We start from the raw sequence: 21180 nt of genomic DNA on the forward strand, positions 1-21180 counted from the left end.
CGCCGTTTGTTGACGAGGTTGTCGGTTCTGATGAACACGCCTTCCGCATCGGGTGGAAGGTCGATCTGGGGGAGGCCATGCGCTTTCGCGGGAAGTCCATCCGCCGGAAGATCGTGGCGTTGCTGCTTGTGCCGCTCGTCTCCCTCACGGCGCTGTGGGCGTTCGCCACCACACTCACCGGCCGCGAGGCCAACCAGCTCCTCGACGTCGCCTACATCATCGACAAGGTCGGCGACCCCGTGGAGAACACGGTCAGAGTGGTCCAGCGGGAACGCCGCCAGACCCTCATCTACCTTGCCGATCCCCGTAATTCGGACTCCCTCGCCGAGCTGCGCAAACAGCGCGCGGCCACCGACAGGGCCGTCACGAGGATCAAGGCGAACGCCGAGGACCCCTCGGTACGCGACCAGATGAGCGCCACCACCTCCGCACGCCTGACGTCGCTCACCGACGCGCTCGACGGTCTGGGCGCGCTGCGCCGCTCCGTCGAGAAGAGCACCGTCACCCGCGGCCAGGCACTCGACTTCTACAACAGACTCGTCGACCCCTGCCACAGCTTCCTGTCCACGCTGCACGCCCTGGAGGACGTGGAGCTCGACAAACAGGCCCGTGCCCTGGTCGGCGTCGACCGCGCCCAGGAGATGCTCTCCCGTGAGGACGCGCTGGTCGTCTCCGCGCTGATCAGCCGACGTGTCTCGTCGGAAGAGGTCCGGCTGATATCCGACCTGGTCGCCAACCGCACCCTGCTCTACGAGACCAACCTCGACGTCCTGCCCGCCTCCGAGCGCGAGATCTTCGAGCAGTACTGGGGCGGCCCCGCCACCCAGCCGCTCCGCGAGGCGGAGGAACAGATCATCGCCGCGGGCGCCGGCAAGAACCCCTCCTCGGTGGACGCCGCACGCTGGCAGGAGATGTCCAACCCCGTTCTCCAGAGCCTGGAGCGGGAGGGCGAGGCGGCCGACGACCGCTACCAGGACCGGGTCGAGCCCGCCGGGTTCAACGTCCTGATCCTGGCCGGGATCGCCGGTGTCCTCGGCTTCCTGGCGCTGCTGGTCTCCCTGATCGTCTCCATACGCGTCGGCCGCAGCCTCATCCGCGACCTGTCCGGCCTCCGTAAGGAGGCTCACGAGGTGTCCGGCGTCCGCCTGCCGAGCGTCATGCGCCGACTCGCGGCGGGCGAACAGGTCGACGTCGAGACGGAAGCGCCACGGCTGGAGTACGAGCGCGACGAACTGGGCCAGGTCGGCCAGGCGCTCAACACCCTCCAGCGCGCGGCCGTCGAAGCGGCCGTGAAGCAGGCGGAGTTGAGGCACGGGGTCTCCGAGGTGTTCGTCAACCTCGCCCGCCGCAACCAGGTCCTGCTCCACCGCCAGCTCACCCTCCTCGACGCCATGGAGCGCCGCACCGAGGACACCGACGAACTCGCGGACCTGTTCCGCCTCGACCACCTCACCACCCGTATGCGGCGCCACGCCGAGGGCCTGGTGATCCTCTCCGGAGCCGCGCCGTCCCGCCAGTGGCGCAAGCCGGTCCAGCTCATGGACGTCGTACGGGCCGCGGTCGCCGAGGTCGAGGACTACGAGCGCGTCGAGGTCCGGCGGCTGCCGAGGATCGGTGTCGGCGGCCCCGCCGTCGCCGACCTCACCCACCTCGTCGCCGAACTCCTGGAGAACGCGACGGTGTTCTCGCCCCCGCACACGGCGGTGCAGGTGCACGGCGAACGCGTGGCCAACGGCTTCACCCTGGAGATCCACGACCGCGGCCTCGGGATGAGTTCCGACGCGCTCCTCGACGCGAACCTGCGGCTCGCGGAGACGCCCGAGTTCGAGCTCTCCGACACCGACCGCCTCGGTCTCTTCGTCGTCAGCCGGCTCGCCCAGCGGCAGAACGTGCGGGTCTCGCTCCAGCCGTCTCCGTACGGAGGCACGACCGCGATCGTGTTCCTGCCGGCCGCCCTGCTCACCGAGGCGCCCGAGACCCAGGGCACCGGATTCCGGCTCGACCGGCAGAACCTCGGGGACAAGGCCCGTGGCCGCTCCGACGGCAGGCTCGCCTCGCTGTCGCAGGTCCCCACCGGACTCAGCGGTACCCGCTCCGTGCTCGACGGCCCCATCGAACTCGAACCGCCGCTCACCGGGCGGGAGTTCGAGGAACAGCCCACCGGTGTCGACGCCATCGAGACCGCCGGCGGCCTCGGCGGTCTCGGTGACCTGGACGACACCGAGAGCGAACGCGGCGGCATCTTCCGCGCCCGTGAACACCTGAGGGACACCGGTCGCGAGGCGGGCCGGCCGCGCCCCCCGCGCGGCGCCGGTGAACTCCACGAGCAGCACCGCCAGGCCACCGACCAGGACGGACCCGCCGGTGGCGACGCCGTCCCGCGTGACTTCCCGGCGCAACTGCCCCGCCGCAGCCGCAAGACCCCGAAGCTGGTGGCCGACCACGGCAGGCGGCTGGACGAGCGGGGCGGCGCCCACCCGGCGTCCGAGCCCGCCTCCGAGCCCACCCCGAACGGGTCTTCCGCCGACGCGCCCTCTGTGAACGCGTCGTCCGCCGACGGGCCCTCCGTGCCGCCCACACCCGACGGAGCCGCCGTGACGCCCGACGAGAACGGGTCACCCGCCCCACTCGGCGGCCTTCCCCGGCGCGTCCGGCAGGCCAGCCTCGCGCCCCAGCTCAGGGAGGCGGTACGGGACGAGGCCGAGGCTTCGCCCGCCGACGCCCCGGAACGGGACTACGAGCGCGACGCGGCAGAAGTGCGCAACCGTATGGCTTCCCTTCAACGGGGCTGGCAGCGTGGCCGTCAGCAGAACAACGCCGAAGACACCGACGGCACCACCGAAGGCATCAACGGCCCCGGCGACACAGCAGGAACGACACCGGAAGGGGACGGTCGATGACCGCACCGAAAGCCGCCGCATCTGATTCCACACGCCGCGGATCCGTTCCGGGCGACCTCAACTGGCTCCTGGACGAGCTGGTGGAACGGGTCGGCAGCATACGTAAGGCGATCGTCCTCTCCGGGGACGGCCTCGCCACGGGAACGTCCAAGGAACTCACCCGCGAGGACGGCGAGCATCTCGCCGCCGTCGCCTCCGGCTTCCACAGCCTCGCCAAGGGCGTCGGCCGGCACTTCGAGGCGGGCAAGGTACGCCAGACCGTCGTCGAACTCGACGACGCCTTCCTCTTCGTGACGGCGGCGGGCGACGGCAGCTGCCTGGCCGTGCTCTCCGACTCCGACTCCGACGTCGGCCAGGTCGCGTACGAGATGACGCTCATGGTCAAGCGCGTCGGCGTCCACCTCGGTGCCGCCCCTCGCGCGGAACAGCCCGCCGGACAGCCCGCCACAGGGTGAGTTGAATGCCATGAGCCAAGCAGGCGATGATCCGAAGCACTGGTTCGACGGCGAGGCCGGACCAGTGGTGCGCCCGTACGCCATGACACGCGGCCGGACCAGCAGCGCGACCCGGCACCGGCTCGATCTGATCGCCATCGTCATCCCGGCGTCCGCCGCCGGCGATCCGGCCGGCGACCGGACCCTGTCTCCGGAGCATGTGGAGATAGTCGAACTCTGCAGAGCCAGTCCCCAGTCGATCGCGGAACTCGCCGCGGGCCTCGACCTCCCCGTGGGGGTGGTGCGGGTCTTCGTCGGAGACCTGGTCGAGAGTGAACTGGTGCACGTAACCCGTCCCGTTCCGCCGGCCGAGCTGCCGGACGTGAACATTCTCCGCGAGGTGATCAATGGTCTTCGGGCGCTCTAGCCGTGGACAGCGGCCGATCGAGCCGGTGACTCTGAAGATCCTGGTGGCCGGCGGCTTCGGGGTCGGCAAGACCACCCTCGTGGGCGCGGTGAGCGAGATCAAACCGCTTCGCACCGAGGAGGTGCTGACGGAGGCGGGCCGGCCCATCGACGACATCGCCGGGGTCGAGGGCAAGACCACGACCACGGTCGCCATGGACTTCGGGCGCATCACGCTCCGCGACGACCTGGTGCTGTATCTGTTCGGCACACCGGGCCAGGACCGCTTCTGGTTCCTCTGGGACGAGCTGGCCCAGGGCGCGCTGGGCGCGGTCGTCCTGGCCGACACCCGGCGGCTGGAGGACTCCTTCGCGGCGATCGACTACTTCGAGCGGCGGGACATCCCGTTCGCCGTCGCAGTCAACTGCTTCGAGGACGCTGTCCGTTTCCCGGCCGATACCGTCCGGACGGCGCTCGATCTCGACGCGGAGGTACCGCTGCTGATGTGCGACGCGCGGGGCCGCGAGTCCGTCAAGGACGTCCTGGTGGCGGTCGTGGAGCACGCGATGATCCGCGCCCGGCAGCAGCGCGAGCCCGCGGTCACCACCTGACCCGGTACCGCGGCGACCGACGACCGCCGCTGCCGACAACACCGGCCGAACACGGCCCGTACCCCCACCGACAGGGGTACGGGCCGTGAGTCTCGCCTGCCGGACGCCGGCCCGACACGGGCCAGTTGGCCGGCCGGTCAGCGATTCTCGGCGAGCCACTTCGCGGCGATCTCGGCCAGCTCGGCGTCCCGCCCCGCCAGCATCATGCGGATCATCTGCACGTCGCCGCGCAGCGACCACGCGGGATGCCCGAAGCTCGCGGGATTGTTCTTCTCGATGAAGAAGTGGGCGGGCCAGGCCGTTCCGTAGCCGATCAACGGCAGCGCCGCCACATACCGCTTCCGGCCGCGCGCCAGCCCGTAGACGCTGACGGCGAGCCCGGTGAGCGTCCCCGTGAGATGGACCCAGCGGGTGGCCGCCCGGGAGTGCATCGCCACGTAATAGGGCCAGAATTCCTCGTACGACTCGTACGACTCGGATGTCGCCGTTGTGCCCGTTGTCTCCGTTGCCATACGGGCACCGTAACGGGTCCGCGGGGAAGGGGAAACGGGCAGAAGAGAACCAGAAACGGGCGCGGCGCGTCCGATACTGGTGAAGGGTCGGCCGGAGCCCACGGGGGTGGTCCCGGCCGGCCGTTCATCCGCCGATCGTCTCCGGCCGTCTCCCGACGTCAGCGACCGATGACCGAGCGCCAGGACACCGGGAAGTCGAAGTAGGTGTCGGGGAAGAGTTCCGGCTTGTGGGTGAAGTGCCACCACTCCTCGGGGAGGTTGGTGAATCCGACGTCGGCCAGCGTGCTCTTCAGGAGCTGCCGGTTCGCGCGCTGCTTGCCCTTGATGCGCGGGTCGTCGGTGTGCGACAGCGTGTCGAAGCAGTCGTAACCGGTGCCCATGTCCACGGAGTTGTCCCGGAACCGCTCACCCTGCGGCGCGTAGCAGGGGACGAGCTTCTCGCCCGGCACATACGGCCGCGTCGGCCTGACCGGCAGTTCGACGATCGTCAGGTCGACCGTACTGCCACGGCTGTGCCCGGACTTCTCGGCGATGTAGCCGTCGGTGAACAGTCTCGACTTGTCGACTCGTGGATAGAACTCCGTTTTCATCCTGTCGTCCGCCAGGTCCTTCGCCCAGCTGACGAAGTGGTCGACCGCGCGCTGCGGGCGGTAGCAGTCGTAGACCTTGAGGGAGTAGCCCTGCCGCAGCAGTCTCCACTGCGCCCGCTGGAGCGCCCGCGCGGCCGGGCGTGTGAGGACGCAGAGCGGCTGCTCGTAACCGTCGACCGGCTCGCCCACGAAGTTGTGCGGCGTGAGGTAGCGGATGTCGTGGAGGATCGTCGGTGCCACGGTCCGCAGCGCCACGAACTCCTCGGGCGCCGTGGGTGAGAGCGGCCCGGCGGGCCCGGTCGTCCCGGAGGCTTCGGACGTCCCGGTCGCCCCGGACGCCCCCGGAGCCCCGGCGGTCACGGCGAGCAGCGCGGCAGCGGCGGCGGCCAACGCGCGGAGTGTGGAAGCGAGTCGTGTCATGAGCACACCGTCTATCAGTTCCACGGCCCGCGGGAAAGACTCATCGGCTACAGTCCGCGCGTGTCCGACCTCAGAAACGACTTCGTGAAGAACTCCCACTGCGGCACCTGCGGCTCGCCGTACCCGGCAGACGCCGGCTGGCCCCGCACCTGCCGCGTCTGCGGCGACACCGCCTACCGCAACCCCCTGCCGGTCGCGGTCACCCTGCTGCCCGTCACCGATGACCGCGGCACCTCGCTCGTGGTCATCACCCGCACCATCGAACCCCGGCGCGGCCACGTCGCCCTCCCCGGCGGCTTCATCGACCACGACGAGGACTGGCGGCACGCCGCCGTACGGGAGTTGCGCGAGGAGACCGGCATCGAGGCCGCCGACGCGGACGTACGGCTGGCCGACGCGATGAGCTCGCCGGGCGGCCATCTGCTGCTCTTCGCGCTGCTGCCGGAGCGCCCCGTCGCGGAGCTGCCCGAGACCGTCGCCACCGACGAGACGGAGGGATGGCATCTGCTGCGTGCGCCGGCCGAGCTCGCGTTCCCGCTCCACACGCGGGCCGTACGGGCCTGGTTCGCCGGCCGGTACGTCATGGCCCAGGAACCTCCCCTACGCCCCGTCTGACCCCTTCCTCGCCGGTGCCGGTCACCCCCGCCGGGCGCGCTGCCCCCGCACCCGTACGGGGAGTTCCGGCGGCACCACCCCGTCGTCCGTCACCCGCTCGACCACGACCTCGCCGCGCACCAGCCGTGAGGTGTACCGCTCCACCTCCGGATGCGCCCACCCGTCCCCTGCGTCCCGCACCACCAGTCCGCCGCCCGTACGCCGCGGCGCCGGCGGCCACACCTCCAGCTCGATCCCCCCGGGCGTCCCGTCGGCCTCGGCCGGGCCCCGTACCGGGATCACCGCGCCCGCCCGCGCCAGCACCGGGATGCGCGACAGTGGGGCGTCCAGCAGGACCTGACCGGGTCCCTCGTACGCCGTCCCGGTCGCCGTGTCGTACCAGCGCCCGCGCGGCAGCCGCACCGCGCGCCGGTCCGCACCCGCCTCCAGCACCGGCGCCACCAGCAGCGAGTCCCCGAGCAGGAACGCGTCCTCGCAGTCCCGCAGCGCCCGGTCCTCCGGCGAGCCCCACCACACCGGACGGGCGTACGGAGCGCCCGTCAGCCGTGCCAGCTGCGCCAGCGTCATGAAATACGGCCCCAGCCGCTCCCGCTCCAGCAGCGCGGTGCGCGCGCGTCCGAGCACCTCGTCACCGAACTCCCACGGCTCCCTGCGGCCCGCCTCGATCGACGCGTGCGTACGGAACAGCGGCAGATACGCGCCCAGTTGGTACCAGCGCAGAAACAGCTCCGGCGACGGGTTCCCGGTGAAGCCACCCACGTCCGGCCCCGAGTACGGCACCCCGCACAGCCCCAGCCCCAGCACCAGGGAGAGCGAGGCGCGCAGCCCCGGCCACCCGGTCTCCACATCACCCGACCAGGTGCCGCCGTAGCGCTGCATGCCCGCCCATCCCGAACGGGAGAAGAGGAAGGGCCGCTTGTCGGGCCGCAGCCGCCGCAGCCCCTCGTACCCGGCCATCGCCATCGTCAGCCCGTACACGTTGTGGGCCTCCCGGTGATCGCCGCCGCGCCCGTCGAGCGCGTGTCTGGCCGACCGGGGCAGCGTCATGTCCCCGAACGGCGCGAACGACACGGGCTCGTTCATGTCGTGCCAGACCCCCGAGAAGCCCTGCGCCAGCCTCTCCTCGTACAGACCGCCCCACCACTCGCGCACCGCCGGATCGGTGAAGTCCGGATAGACGCACTCGCCCGGCCAGACCTCACCCCGTACGTCGTCACCGCGCGCGTCCCGGACGAACGCCCCGGCCGCCGAGCCGCTGTCGTACGTCTCGTTCCCCGGCTTCGCCTTCACCGCCGGATCGACGATCGAGACCAGCCGCACTCCCTGCGTCTTCAACTCCTTGGCGAGAGCGGGCAGATCGGGATAGCTCCGCCGGTCGACCGTGAACACCTGATGGCCCTCGTAGTGATCGATGTCCAGATGGAGCGCCGACAGCGGCAGTCCGCGCTCCAGGTAGCCCGCCACGATCCGCCGCACCTCCTCGGCGCCGCCGAAACCCCACCGCGCGTGCTGCGGCCCCAGCGCCCACGCGGGAGGCAGCGCGGGCACCCCCGTCAGGGCCGTCCAGCCGTGCAGCACCCGCGCGGGCGTGCCCACCAGCACCCAGCAGCGCAGCGGACCGCCCTCCATCCGCACCTCGGAGGTGCCCGGCCTGTCATGACCGGAGCCCGCGCCCTCCTCGCCCTCTTTAAGAGTGATGCGCCCGTCCCACGAGTTGTCGTAGAAGGCGAGATGCGTGCCGCCGTCCGCCACCACCAGCTGCACCGGCATGGTGATGTAGAGCGGATCGTCGCCAGGACCGAAGCGACCGCGCGGATCGGTGTTCCAGAGGCGGTACACACCGTCCCGCAGCCGGGGCCCCGAAGCCCGCCCGCCGAGCCCGAAGAAACGCGCGTCGGCGGCCACCTCGGCCCGCTGCGCCCAGCGCGCGGGCCCCTCGCCATCCACCGGCTCCCACCAGCGCGGCGGCAGCTCACGGCGCACCACGACGCCCCCCGGGGTCGCCACCTCCACCCCGCCGTGCCGCGAGACCGTGACCGTCACACGCTCCGAGATCACCCGCCAGCCGCCGTCCTTGTCCGGCTCCAGCACGGCCCGCGGATCGGGCTCGGGCGGATCGCACTCCAGCCCGTACGACGGCAGTGGCTCGGCCCCGTCCCAGCCCCAGAAGACCCCACCGCCGACGGCCACCCACACCCGCAGCTCGGCCCGCGCGAACCGGACGATCCCACCACCCGCCAACGGCTCCGCACCACTCATCGGTCCGGGCACCCTGGCCCGCTCCGCGCCACGCGCCGGCAGATCCCGTCCGTCCGTACGCCGGTGCCGCCAGGCCGACCGAACCGTCCGCATCCCCCGTACCGAACCGACATCTTTCATCGAACGCAGCAGTTCACGACCGTCCATGCTGATCAGCCTGCCATCCGGCCGAGACCGAACAGCCCGCGTTCAACTGCCGTTCACCCGGGGTCCGGCCATATGTCTCCCACGCCCCATCCAGGCATACAGCAGGGCCTGTCTGGTGCGAAGGACGATCACATGGCATCGTCCAGTGGAAGCCGGGGCGCACCTCCGCACGTGTGCGCGCGCCCCACGTACACCACGTGTCGAGCCAGCCCGGGAGCAACCGCATGACCTCAGCAGCCAGTCCAGCGCCACTGTGGCAGCCGGACGCCGACCGGATCGCGGCGGCGCACGTGACCAGATTCCAGGCCTGGGCGGCCGAACGGTACGGCGCCCCCGCCGAAGGCGGCTACGCGGCGCTGCACCAGTGGTCGGTCACGGAGCTCGAAACGTTCTGGAAGGCGGTCGCCGACTGGTTCGACGTACGGTTCTCCACCCCGTACGAACGCGTTCTCGGTGATCGCGCCATGCCCGGCGCGGAGTGGTTCCCGGGCGCGACCCTCAACTACGCCGAGCATGCCCTGCGCACCGCCGACGACCCGGCACGCGCCGGCGAACCCGCGCTCCTGTACGTCGACGAGACCCAGGGACCCACGCCCGTGAGCTGGGCTGAACTGCGCCGCCAGGTCGGCTCACTCGCCGCCGAGCTGCGCGCCGTCGGCGTACGCCCAGGAGACCGCGTCAGCGGCTACGTCCCCAACGTCCCGCAGGCCGTCGTCGCCTTCCTCGCCAGCGCCGCCGTCGGAGCCGTCTGGACGTCCTGCGCACCGGACTTCGGCGCCCGCAGCGTCCTCGACCGCTTCCAGCAGATCGAACCCGTCGTCCTGTTCGCCGTCGACGGCTACCGCTACGGCGGCAAAGAACACGACCGCACCAAGACCGTCGCCGAACTCCGCGCCGAACTGCCCACGCTGCGCGCCGTGGTACACATCCCGCTCCTCGGCACCCCGGCCCCCGACGGCACCCTCGACTGGTCCGCCCTCACCTCCGCGGACACCGAACCGGTCTTCGAACAGGTCCCGTTCGCCCACCCCCTCTGGGTCCTGTACTCCTCCGGCACCACCGGCCTCCCCAAGGCCATCGTCCAGTCCCAGGGCGGCATCCTCCTCGAACACTTCAAGCAACTCGGCCTCCACTGCGACCTCGGCCCCGGCGACCGCTTCTTCTGGTACACCTCCACCGGCTGGATGATGTGGAACTTCCTCGTCTCCGGCCTGCTCACGGGAACGACGATCGTCCTGTACGACGGCAGCCCCGGCTACCCCGACACCGGGGCCCAGTGGGGCATCGCGGAGCGGACCGGGGCCAAGCTCTTCGGCACCTCGGCCGCGTACGTCATGGCCTGCCGCAAGGCGGACGTGCACCCCGCACGTGACCACGACCTGTCCAAGATCGCCTGCGTCGCCACCACCGGGTCCCCGCTGCCTCCCGACGGATTCCGCTGGCTCCACGACGAGGTCACCGAAGACCTGTGGATCGCCTCCGTCAGCGGCGGCACCGATGTGTGCACCTGCTTCGCCGGAGCCGTCCCCACGCTCCCCGTCCACATTGGCGAACTCCAGGCACCCTGCCTCGGCACCGACCTCCAGGCGTGGGACCCGCAGGGCCGGCCCGTGCTCGACGAGGTCGGTGAACTCGTGATCACCAACCCCATGCCGTCGATGCCCGTCGGATTCTGGAACGACCCGGACGGCAGCCGCTACCACGACAGCTACTTCGACATGTACCCCGGCGTCTGGCGCCACGGAGACTGGATCACCCTCACCGACCGGGGCTCGGTCGTCATCCACGGCCGGTCCGACTCGACCCTCAACCGCCAAGGCGTACGCATGGGTTCGGCCGACATCTACGAAGCCGTGGAACGCCTCCCCGAGATCCGCGAGTCCCTCGTCATCGGCCTCGAAGAGCCGGACGGCGGCTACTGGATGCCGCTCTTCGTCCACCTCGCCGAAGGCGCCGAACTCGACGACACCCTGCGTGCCCGGATCAAGACGACCATCCGCCAGGAACTCTCGCCGCGTCATGTCCCCGACACGATCATCGAGGTCCCGGCTGTCCCCCACACCCTCACCGGCAAGCGGATCGAGGTCCCGGTGAAACGCCTGCTCCAGGGCACGGAGCTGGCCAAGGCGGTCAACCCCGGATCGGTCGACAACCTCGAACTGCTCCACTTCTACGAGTCCCTGGCCCGCGAGCGGCGCGCGAACCGCTCCTAGGGCGTGTTTGAGAAGTCCCGTCTGGCCCACGACGCCTGGCACGTGCGCTCGCTGCGTTGTCGGAGTCATCCAAGTACGTCCGGTCCATCTACGGGGCTGATCCTCCGCCTTGCGATCGCACGCACCAGACGCCGTGGGCCCCGCCCAGTGGGCGGACGACGCTACTTCTCAAACACGCCCTAGGCCCTGGGACCGGCGCCGTTGTCAGACCCCCCGGCTACTCTGAGTGAGCATTGATCGACAGCGCTCAGGGGGAGTCATGGCGCACACCAACCGCACGAACACCAACCGCGGACAGCGCGGGAAGACCGCCGGACGGACCGGCCCGACGGGAACTTCGGGGCGTGCGCGCAGCGAACTGCGCGCACTGCGCCGTGAAGTGCCCCGCACCGTCGGGCTGCTCGCCGACGAACGGGACTTCGCCGCCATGCGGGGCTACCGCACCTTCACCTTCGACGACCACCGGAAATATCTCCGGCGGGTCGACGGACTGCTCCGCTCCCTCGCCACCGAGGGAGCGCACACATCGGTCGCGCTCTTCGACCCGGAGGAGTTCGCCGAGTACTGCGCGGAGGCCGGGCACGACCCGGACACCGTCATCGCCCGTGGCCGCTTCACCGCACGCATCGCCGCGAGCGGCGGCGCCGTCGTGCCCTACACCGGGCAACCCGTCGGCCAACTCGTCCCACAACTCGTCAACACCGCCGTCCGCAGGGCCACCTGGGAGTACGCCACGATGGTCCTCGCCGACCTCGGGGAGTGCGCCGACTGCGGCGTGGACATCGGACGCGCCTCGTTCGACCGCGCCTCACGGCTCCTGACCCATCTGATCGAGCGCGCCGGACCGGGCACACACCACCTCGTGTGCAGCATCCCGGCACCGGACGAACAGCTCCTCGCCGCCCTCCAGGTGATGAGGCCCGACACCGGGCCCGCGCGGCTCGACGCGTCCGAGAGCGCGGAGTTCGTGACCGTCCTCGCGGCGGGCATCGCACTCGACAGCCCCGGCGGAGTCGTCCTTCGTACGACGGGACCGGGCGCCCCGGACCGGCTCCACGGCTGGCGGCTCAGGGGCAGCGGCCTCGCCCCGCTCAGCGAAGGCCAGGTCTTCAGCGCTTACTGCACCGACGCCGACACGGGCGAGCCACTCTCCCCGGAGCCGGGGGTGGAGTACCGCGCGGGCTTCGACCTCGGTATCGAGGACGCGGACATCCACAGCTGAACGCGGGGAGCTTCCCGCCGCGATGCGACGGGAAGCTCCCAGGACGCCGAACGAACGGGTCACTCGCCGGACAGCACACCCTGGGCGGCGGCCCGCGCCTCCTCGGCGGTGTCGGCCGCGCGCGCGGCGGCAGCGGCACGCTCGCACTGCGCGAGCGAGTACTTCGCCAGCGTCGCCCGTACGTACGGGATCGACGCCGCGCCCATCGACAGCGACGTCACACCGAGCCCGGTGAGCACACACGCCAGCAGCGGATCGGCAGCCGCCTCACCACACACACCACAGCTCTTGCCCTCGGCACCGGCGGACTCCGCGGCCATCGCCACCAGATCGAGCAGCGCCGGCTGCCACGGGTCCTGCCACCGCGCCACCGCGCCCACCTGGCGGTCGGCGGCGAAGGTGTACTGAGCGAGATCATTGGTCCCCAGCGAAAGGAACTCGACCTCCTGAAGAACCGAACGCGCCCGCAGAGCCGCCGACGGAATCTCCACCATCGCCCCGAACTTGGCGTTCAGCCCCGCCGCCCGGCACGCGTCGGCGAACGCCTTGGCGTCGGTCCGGTCGGCCACCATCGGCGCCATGACCTCCAGATACACCGGAAGCCCCTCAGCGGCCTTCGACAGCGCGGTGAGCTGCGTGCGCAGCACATCCGGGTGGTCGAGCAGACTCCGCAGCCCGCGCACACCGAGCGCCGGATTCGGCTCGTCGGCCGGGGTCAGGAAGTCCAGCGGTTTGTCGGCGCCCGCGTCCAACACCCGCACGACCACCCGGCCTTCGGGAAACGCCTCCAGCACCTGCCGGTACACCGCGACCTGCTTCTCCTCCGACGGCGCCCGCTTGCTGTCGTCCAGGAACAGGAACTCGGTACGGAACAGCCCCACACCCTCGGCGCCCGCCTCCACGGCCGCCGGCACATCGGCGGGACCACCGACATTCGCCAGCAGCGGCACCTTGTGGCCGTCGGACGTCGCACCCGGCCCGGAGGAGGCGGCCAGCGCGGCCCGCTCCGCCTCGGCGGACTTGGCAAGCTCCGCACGCCTCGAAGCGCTCGGCTCGATGAAGACCTCACCCGTACTGCCGTCGACGGCGACCATCGTGCCCTCCGCCACCTCAACGGCACCGGGCAGCGCCACCACGGCGGGCACCCCGAGCTGTCGCGCCAGAATCGCGCTGTGACTGGTCGGCCCGCCCTCCTCGGTCACGAAGCCGAGGACGAGCGTCGGATCCAACAGCGCCGTATCGGCGGGAGCCAGGTCACGCGCGACCAGTACGTACGGCTCGTCGCTGTCCGGCACGCCCGGCATCGGCACCCCGAGCAACCGCGCCACGATCCGGTTCCGTACGTCGTCCAGATCCGCGACCCGCCCCGCCAGATACTCACCGGCGCCCGCGAGCAGCTCCCGGTAGGAGGCGAACGCGTCGTACACGGCACGCTCCGCCGTACTCCCGTCGGCGATCCGCCGCTCCACGTCGGACATGAGCTCCGGGTCCTGGGCCATCATGGCCTGTGCCTCAAGAACCCCCTGCGCCTCACCACCGGCCAGATTGCCCCGAGCGATCAGGTCGGCGGCCACAGCCTCGACGGCCTGCCGCGCACGCCCCTGTTCGCGCTCGGCCTCCTCGGCCGGGATCTGCCTGACCGGCGGTTCGAGAACCGCTGTACCCATGTGCCGAACCTCGCCGATGGCCACCCCGTGGCTGACGCCGACGCCTCGCAGCGTTGTCTGCATTGCACCCGTCTCCGGTTGTGCGACGACCGACCGGATCGCCGCGGTTGATGAACTGACCGCCGGTCATGACGGCCGACGGCCGTGACGACTGTCCGGCGGGGTCAGCGCCAGCCGAAGAGCGTGTCGCCGGACTTCACTTCGCCGTCCCGGACGACATCCGTCAGCGCCTCGGCGCCCGCGTCCAGGGCCACCACCGGACACACCGGGGACTTGCCGGCGGCCTCGACATCGACGGGATTCCAGCGCACGACACCCTGCCCGCGCCGCACGGTGTCGCCCTTGGCGACGAGGAGTTCGAACCCCGCGCCGTTGAGCTGGACCGTGTCGATACCGAGGTGCGTCAGCACACCGTGCCCCTCGGAGTCGAGAACGACGAAGGCGTGGGGATGAAGGGAGACGACGACCCCGTCGACCGGCGCGACGGCCTCGGACGGCTCCCGCACAGGGTCGATCGCGGTACCGGGGCCCACCATCGCATCGGAGAACACCGGATCCGGCACAGCCGCGAGTCCGATGGCGCGTCCGGCAAGCGGGGACGTCACGCTGGTCATGGGGGCCTCCCAGGGGCGGAGATTCGTCTGCCGTCGTCACCGCCTGTCATGGGACGACGTACCGTTCAGAAGCGTAAGTCATATGAAGTGCCGGTTCCGCCCGAGAGCTGCCAGTTGGCGGGTCTCACCAGGGGCGGAAAACGATTTGCCTGCCAACAGGGACGGCATGTACTGTCATACCCCTGCCTGACGCTAACGCGACTTCGAGTCGGCGGTCGGCAGCACCTATCAAGTCAGAAACTCTCTCGGATTACTGCTTCCGCATGCCTGCGGAAGGTGTGGTCAGAGGAAGTCAAAAGGCCTGCTAGTGTTTGAAACGCAAGACAGCAGGACCGAAGGGAAAGCCCGGAGGGGCCCGGAGACGGGACCGAAGGAAGCGTCCGTTCCTTGAGAACTCAACAGCGTGCCAAAAGTCAACGCCAGATATGTTGATACCCCGGCCTGGTCCACCTGTTTGGTGGGTTGGGTTTGGGTTCCTTTGATAGAAACACAGCGAGGACGCTGTGAACACCGGGTCTTATTCCGTCCTGGTGTTCCGCTCTCGTGGTGTCACCCGTGCTCTTCAATGGGTACGGGCAGAGCATTCACGGAGAGTTTGATCCTGGCTCAGGACGAACGCTGGCGGCGTGCTTAACACATGCAAGTCGAACGATGAAGCCTTCGGGTGGATTAGTGGCGAACGGGTGAGTAACACGTGGGCAATCTGCCCTGCACTCTGGGACAAGCCCTGGAAACGGGGTCTAATACCGGATAATACTGTTCCCCTCATGGGGGGTGGTTGAAAGCTCCGGCGGTGCAGGATGAGCCCGCGGCCTATCAGCTTGTTGGTGGGGTAATGGCCTACCAAGGCGACGACGGGTAGCCGGCCTGAGAGGGCGACCGGCCACACTGGGACTGAGACACGGCCCAGACTCCTACGGGAGGCAGCAGTGGGGAATATTGCACAATGGGCGGAAGCCTGATGCAGCGACGCCGCGTGAGGGATGACGGCCTTCGGGTTGTAAACCTCTTTCAGCAGGGAAGAAGCGCAAGTGACGGTACCTGCAGAAGAAGCGCCGGCTAACTACGTGCCAGCAGCCGCGGTAATACGTAGGGCGCAAGCGTTGTCCGGAATTATTGGGCGTAAAGAGCTCGTAGGCGGTTTGTCACGTCGGGTGTGAAAGCCCGGGGCTTAACCCCGGGTCTGCATTCGATACGGGCAGACTAGAGTGTGGTAGGGGAGATCGGAATTCCTGGTGTAGCGGTGAAATGCGCAGATATCAGGAGGAACACCGGTGGCGAAGGCGGATCTCTGGGCCATTACTGACGCTGAGGAGCGAAAGCGTGGGGAGCGAACAGGATTAGATACCCTGGTAGTCCACGCCGTAAACGTTGGGAACTAGGTGTTGGCGACATTCCACGTCGTCGGTGCCGCAGCTAACGCATTAAGTTCCCCGCCTGGGGAGTACGGCCGCAAGGCTAAAACTCAAAGGAATTGACGGGGGCCCGCACAAGCAGCGGAGCATGTGGCTTAATTCGACGCAACGCGAAGAACCTTACCAAGGCTTGACATACACCGGAAAGCATCAGAGATGGTGCCCCCCTTGTGGTCGGTGTACAGGTGGTGCATGGCTGTCGTCAGCTCGTGTCGTGAGATGTTGGGTTAAGTCCCGCAACGAGCGCAACCCTTGTTCTGTGTTGCCAGCATGCCTTTCGGGGTGATGGGGACTCACAGGAGACCGCCGGGGTCAACTCGGAGGAAGGTGGGGACGACGTCAAGTCATCATGCCCCTTATGTCTTGGGCTGCACACGTGCTACAATGGCCGGTACAATGAGCTGCGATACCGTGAGGTGGAGCGAATCTCAAAAAGCCGGTCTCAGTTCGGATTGGGGTCTGCAACTCGACCCCATGAAGTCGGAGTTGCTAGTAATCGCAGATCAGCATTGCTGCGGTGAATACGTTCCCGGGCCTTGTACACACCGCCCGTCACGTCACGAAAGTCGGTAACACCCGAAGCCGGTGGCCCAACCCCTTGTGGGAGGGAGCTGTCGAAGGTGGGACTGGCGATTGGGACGAAGTCGTAACAAGGTAGCCGTACCGGAAGGTGCGGCTGGATCACCTCCTTTCTAAGGAGCACTTCTTACCAAGTCCGCTTGGTCAGAGGCCAGTTCATCGGCGAGTGTCCGGTGCTGGTTGCTCATGGGTGGAACGTTGACTATTCGGCTCTTCCGGTCTTCACGGCCTGTCAGTACTGCCCCCTCTTGGGGGCGTGGAACACAGTCCGGGGGGATGGGGAGGGCCGGGCGCGCTGTTGGGTGTCTGAGGGTGCGGACTTGTTCCGGATCTTCGGGTTGCCGGCCCCAGTGAACTCCACAGTTGTGGGGGTGGTGGGTGGTTGGTCGTTGTTTGAGAACTGCACAGTGGACGCGAGCATCTGTGGCCAAGTTTTTAAGGGCGCACGGTGGATGCCTTGGCACCAGGAACCGATGAAGGACGTGGGAGGCCGCGATAGGCCCCGGGGAGCTGTCAACCGAGCTTTGATCCGGGGGTGTCCGAATGGGGAAACCCGGCAGTCGTCATGGGCTGTCACCTACTGCTGAACACATAGGCAGTGTGGAGGGAACGCGGGGAAGTGAAACATCTCAGTACCCGCAGGAAGAGAAAACAACCGTGATTCCGGGAGTAGTGGCGAGCGAAACTGGATGAGGCCAAACCGTATGTGTGTGATACCCGGCAGGGGTTGCGCATGCGGGGTTGTGGGAGTTCTTTTGACCGGTCTGCCGGCCGGTCGGCGAGTCAGAAACCGTTGGTGTAGGCGAAGGACATGCGAAAGGTCCGGCGTAGAGGGTAAGACCCCCGTAGCTGAAACATTAACGGCTCGTTTGAGAATCACCCAAGTAGCACGGGGCCCGAGAAATCCCGTGTGAATCTGGCGGGACCACCCGCTAAGCCTAAATATTCCCTGGTGACCGATAGCGGATAGTACCGTGAGGGAATGGTGAAAAGTACCGCGGGAGCGGAGTGAAATAGTACCTGAAACCGTGTGCCTACAAGCCGTGGGAGCGTCGGGCAAGAGCTTGCTCTTGTCTCGTGACTGCGTGCCTTTTGAAGAATGAGCCTGCGAGTTTGCGGTGTGTTGCGAGGTTAACCCGTGTGGGGAAGCCGTAGCGAAAGCGAGTCCGAATAGGGCGTCATAGTAGCGCGCTCAAGACCCGAAGCGGAGTGATCTAGCCATGGGCAGGTTGAAGCGGCTGTAAGAGGTCGTGGAGGACCGAACCCACCAGGGTTGAAAACCTGGGGGATGACCTGTGGTTAGGGGTGAAAGGCCAATCAAACTCCGTGATAGCTGGTTCTCCCCGAAATGCATTTAGGTGCAGCGTCGTGTGTTTCTTGCCGGAGGTAGAGCACTGGATAGGCGATGGGCCCTACCGGGTTACTGACCTTAGCCAAACTCCGAATGCCGGTAAGTGAGAGCGCGGCAGTGAGACTGTGGGGGATAAGCTCCATGGTCGAGAGGGAAACAGCCCAGAGCATCGACTAAGGCCCCTAAGCGTACGCTAAGTGGGAAAGGATGTGGAGTCGCAGAGACAACCAGGAGGTTGGCTTAGAAGCAGCCATCCTTGAAAGAGTGCGTAATAGCTCACTGGTCAAGTGATTCCGCGCCGACAATGTAGCGGGGCTCAAGCGTACCGCCGAAGTCGTGTCATTCCAGCATGTGGGCCAACGCCCGCTGGGATGGGTAGGGGAGCGTCGTGTGCCGGGTGAAGCCGCGCCGGAAGGCAGTGGTGGACGGTTCACGAGTGAGAATGCAGGCATGAGTAGCGATACACACGTGGGAAACGTGTGCGCCGATTGACTAAGGGTTCCTGGGTCAAGCTGATCTGCCCAGGGTAAGTCGGGACCTAAGGCGAGGCCGACAGGCGTAGTCGATGGACAACCGGTTGATATTCCGGTACCCGCTTTGAAACGCCCAGTGTTGAATCCTCTGATGCTAAGACCGTGAAGCCGTTCCGGACCCTTCGGGGAATGGAAAGTGGTGGAGCCGTTGACCCGAGGTGGTAGTAGGCAAGCGATGGGGTGACGCAGGAAGGTAGTCCAGCCCGGGCGGTGGTTGTCCCGGGGTAAGGGTGTAGGACGCACGGTAGGCAAATCCGTCGTGCATATAAGTCTGAGACCTGATGCCGAGCCGATTGTGGTGAAGTGGATGATCCTATGCTGTCGAGAAAAGCCTCTAGCGAGTTTCATGGCGGCCCGTACCCTAAACCGACTCAGGTGGTCAGGTAGAGAATACCGAGGCGTTCGGGTGAACTATGGTTAAGGAACTCGGCAAAATGCCCCCGTAACTTCGGGAGAAGGGGGGCCATTTCTGGTGATCATCTTTACGGTGTGAGCTGGGGGTGGCCGCAGAGACCAGCGAGAAGCGACTGTTTACTAAAAACACAGGTCCGTGCGAAGCCGTAAGGCGATGTATACGGACTGACGCCTGCCCGGTGCTGGAACGTTAAGGGGACCGGTTAGTCACATTTCGGTGTGGCGAGGCTGAGAACTTAAGCGCCAGTAAACGGCGGTGGTAACTATAACCATCCTAAGGTAGCGAAATTCCTTGTCGGGTAAGTTCCGACCTGCACGAATGGCGTAACGACTTCTCGACTGTCTCAACCATAGGCCCGGTGAAATTGCACTACGAGTAAAGATGCTCGTTTCGCGCAGCAGGACGGAAAGACCCCGGGACCTTTACTACAGTTTGATATTGGTGTTCGGTTCGGCTTGTGTAGGATAGGTGGGAGACTGTGAAGTGGCCACGCCAGTGGTTGTGGAGTCGTCGTTGAAATACCACTCTGGTCGTGCTGGATGTCTAACCTGGGTCCGTGATCCGGATCAGGGACAGTGTCTGATGGGTAGTTTAACTGGGGCGGTTGCCTCCTAAAGGGTAACGGAGGCGCCCAAAGGTTCCCTCAGCCTGGTTGGTAATCAGGTGTTGAGTGTAAGTGCACAAGGGAGCTTGACTGTGAGACCGACGGGTCGAGCAGGGACGAAAGTCGGGACTAGTGATCCGGCGGTGGCTTGTGGAAGCGCCGTCGCTCAACGGATAAAAGGTACCCCGGGGATAACAGGCTGATCTTCCCCAAGAGTCCATATCGACGGGATGGTTTGGCACCTCGATGTCGGCTCGTCGCATCCTGGGGCTGGAGTCGGTCCCAAGGGTTGGGCTGTTCGCCCATTAAAGCGGTACGCGAGCTGGGTTTAGAACGTCGTGAGACAGTTCGGTCCCTATCCGCTGCGCGCGTAGGAGTCTTGAGAAGGGCTGTCCCTAGTACGAGAGGACCGGGACGGACGAACCTCTGGTGTGCCAGTTGTTCTGCCAAGGGCATGGCTGGTTGGCTACGTTCGGGAGGGATAACCGCTGAAAGCATCTAAGCGGGAAGCCTGCTTCGAGATGAGGGCTCCCACCCACTTGATGGGGTAAGGCTCCCAGTAGACGACTGGGTTGATAGGCCGGATATGGAAGCACTGTGAGGTGTGGAGTTGACCGGTACTAATAGGCCGAGGGCTTGTCCTCAGTTGCTCGCGTCCACTGTGTTAGTTCTGAGACAACGAACAGGCTGTGCTGTCATCCACCTGTTTGTGTGTTTCGCAGTGTTTCGGTGGTCATTGCGTGAGGGAAACGCCCGGTTACATTCCGAACCCGGAAGCTAAGCCTTTCAGCGCCGATGGTACTGCAGGGGGGACCCTGTGGGAGAGTAGGACGCCGCCGAACAATTCTTTGTCGGGAGTGCCCCGCACCTTTTGGTGCGGGGCACTTCTGCGTTCAAGACCCCACGGCGTCCGTAGGCCAACCGTCCGGGTAGGGTCAGGGGGCATCATCGGCACATCCCCGCACAGGAGGCCCCCGGGTGGAGGTTCAGGAGACCCGCGTCCAGACGGATCGGGTGTTCACCATCCCCAACATCCTGAGCATGGCTCGCCTCCTCGGTGTGCCGCTCTTCCTGTGGCTCATCCTCCGTCCCGAGTTCGGCGGGCCGAACAGCGACGGCTGGGCATTGCTCGTCCTGATGCTCAGCGGGGTGACCGACTATCTCGACGGCATGCTCGCCCGCCGCTGGAACCAGATCAGCAGTCTGGGGCGGCTCCTGGACCCCGCGGCCGACCGTCTGTACATCCTTTCCACCCTTGCCGGCCTGACCTGGCGCGAGATCCTCCCCCTCTGGCTCACCGCGGCTCTCCTGGCCCGCGAGCTGATGCTGCTGGTGATGGTGGGAATCCTCCGCAGGCACGGCTATCCGCCTCCCCAGGTGAACTTCTTGGGAAAGGCAGCTACCTTCAACTTGATGTATGCCTTCCCGTTGCTACTACTCAGCGACGGGAGCGGATGGCTCGCATCGCTTGCCGAAGTTTTCGGATGGGCGTTCGCTGGATGGGGTACAACTCTCTATTGGTGGGCAGGGATCCTCTACGTGGTCCAGGTCCGCCGGCTCGTCAGAGCGGACAGAGTGGCCGATTGAGCTCGTCGATGTGGTGCCGTGCAGTGTCGCCGGCCCGCACCTGATGCCTTACGGCCTGTCCAGATGGGTGACGTCGGCGAGACCGTC

The 21180-nt window shown here is 67.2% G+C and carries 13 protein-coding genes and 3 rRNA genes; 11 read left to right on the forward strand and 5 right to left on the reverse strand.

Annotation, left to right across the window (positions count from 1 at the left end; all coding sequences use genetic code 11):
- Positions 1 to 77 precede the first annotated feature (77 nt).
- From OIE74_RS33390 to OIE74_RS33405, 4 genes are read left to right on the forward strand one after another with little or no spacing between them, the layout of a single operon-like run.
- Positions 78 to 2900: a nitrate- and nitrite sensing domain-containing protein gene (locus OIE74_RS33390; protein ID WP_329390379.1), complete on the forward strand. Its 2823-nt coding sequence runs from the start codon at positions 78 to 80 to the stop codon at positions 2898 to 2900.
- Positions 2897 to 3355, forward strand: coding sequence for a roadblock/LC7 domain-containing protein (locus OIE74_RS33395; protein WP_329390381.1), 459 nt, complete (start codon positions 2897 to 2899; stop codon positions 3353 to 3355). Before OIE74_RS33390 ends, OIE74_RS33395 begins: the two co-directional genes overlap by 4 nt.
- Before the next feature lie 10 nt (positions 3356 to 3365).
- The gene (locus OIE74_RS33400; protein WP_329390383.1) at positions 3366 to 3761 is read left to right on the forward strand and encodes a DUF742 domain-containing protein; all 396 of its coding nucleotides are present in this window, start codon (positions 3366 to 3368) and stop codon (positions 3759 to 3761) included.
- Positions 3742 to 4350: a GTP-binding protein gene (locus tag OIE74_RS33405; RefSeq protein WP_329390385.1), complete on the forward strand. Its 609-nt coding sequence runs from the start codon at positions 3742 to 3744 to the stop codon at positions 4348 to 4350. Before OIE74_RS33400 ends, OIE74_RS33405 begins: the two co-directional genes overlap by 20 nt.
- Before the next feature lie 137 nt (positions 4351 to 4487).
- Here the strand turns inward: OIE74_RS33405 and OIE74_RS33410 are convergent, their stop codons facing one another.
- Positions 4488 to 4862, reverse strand: a complete 375-nt coding sequence (locus OIE74_RS33410; RefSeq protein ID WP_329390387.1) for a DUF962 domain-containing protein — start codon at positions 4860 to 4862, stop codon at positions 4488 to 4490.
- Positions 4863 to 5020: 158 nt separating this feature from the next.
- A complete protein-coding gene (locus tag OIE74_RS33415; protein WP_329390389.1) occupies positions 5021 to 5872 on the reverse strand; it encodes a M15 family metallopeptidase in 852 nt (283 codons plus the stop codon).
- Between the two features lie 60 nt (positions 5873 to 5932).
- Between OIE74_RS33415 and OIE74_RS33420 the strand changes: the two genes are divergently transcribed.
- Positions 5933 to 6487 (forward strand): NUDIX domain-containing protein, encoded by a 555-nt coding sequence (locus tag OIE74_RS33420; RefSeq protein WP_329390391.1) that lies wholly within the window; start codon positions 5933 to 5935, stop codon positions 6485 to 6487.
- Between the two features lie 21 nt (positions 6488 to 6508).
- Here the strand turns inward: OIE74_RS33420 and OIE74_RS33425 are convergent, their stop codons facing one another.
- Positions 6509 to 8893, reverse strand: a complete 2385-nt coding sequence (locus OIE74_RS33425) for a glycoside hydrolase family 31 protein (protein ID WP_329390393.1) — start codon at positions 8891 to 8893, stop codon at positions 6509 to 6511.
- 224 nt (positions 8894 to 9117) lie between these two features.
- Between OIE74_RS33425 and OIE74_RS33430 the strand changes: the two genes are divergently transcribed.
- Both OIE74_RS33430 and OIE74_RS33435 read left to right on the forward strand, forming a co-directional pair.
- Positions 9118 to 11106, forward strand: a complete 1989-nt coding sequence (locus OIE74_RS33430) for an acetoacetate--CoA ligase (protein WP_329390395.1) — start codon at positions 9118 to 9120, stop codon at positions 11104 to 11106.
- Between the two features lie 259 nt (positions 11107 to 11365).
- Positions 11366 to 12328, forward strand: coding sequence for a hypothetical protein (locus OIE74_RS33435; protein WP_329390397.1), 963 nt, complete (start codon positions 11366 to 11368; stop codon positions 12326 to 12328).
- A 59-nt stretch (positions 12329 to 12387) separates the two neighbouring features.
- Here OIE74_RS33435 and ptsP read toward each other — a convergent pair whose 3' ends face one another.
- Complete coding sequence (gene ptsP, locus OIE74_RS33440; protein WP_329390399.1) at positions 12388 to 14058, reverse strand: phosphoenolpyruvate--protein phosphotransferase; 1671 nt, start codon at positions 14056 to 14058, stop codon at positions 12388 to 12390.
- A 101-nt stretch (positions 14059 to 14159) separates the two neighbouring features.
- Positions 14160 to 14609: a PTS sugar transporter subunit IIA gene (locus OIE74_RS33445; protein ID WP_329390401.1), complete on the reverse strand. Its 450-nt coding sequence runs from the start codon at positions 14607 to 14609 to the stop codon at positions 14160 to 14162.
- 583 nt (positions 14610 to 15192) lie between these two features.
- Here OIE74_RS33445 and OIE74_RS33450 point away from each other — a divergent pair.
- The 4 genes from OIE74_RS33450 (at position 15193) to OIE74_RS33465 (ending at position 21093) form a co-directional block, all read left to right on the forward strand.
- Positions 15193 to 16716: ribosomal RNA gene (locus OIE74_RS33450) — 16S ribosomal RNA — on the forward strand.
- A gap of 312 nt (positions 16717 to 17028) precedes the next feature.
- A 23S ribosomal RNA gene (locus OIE74_RS33455) occupies positions 17029 to 20150 on the forward strand.
- An 81-nt stretch (positions 20151 to 20231) separates the two neighbouring features.
- A 5S ribosomal RNA gene (gene rrf, locus OIE74_RS33460) occupies positions 20232 to 20348 on the forward strand.
- Together the 16S, 23S and 5S rRNA genes form the textbook arrangement of a ribosomal RNA operon.
- A 136-nt stretch (positions 20349 to 20484) precedes the next feature.
- On the forward strand, positions 20485 to 21093 hold the full coding sequence (locus tag OIE74_RS33465; RefSeq protein WP_329390403.1) for a CDP-alcohol phosphatidyltransferase family protein: 609 nt from the start codon (positions 20485 to 20487) through the stop codon (positions 21091 to 21093).
- The last annotated feature ends 87 nt before the right edge of the window (positions 21094 to 21180 follow it).

Origin of the sequence: Streptomyces sp. NBC_01716, assembly GCF_036248275.1 — a bacterium.
In the GTDB taxonomy this organism is placed as follows: Bacteria; Actinomycetota; Actinomycetes; order Streptomycetales; family Streptomycetaceae; genus Streptomyces.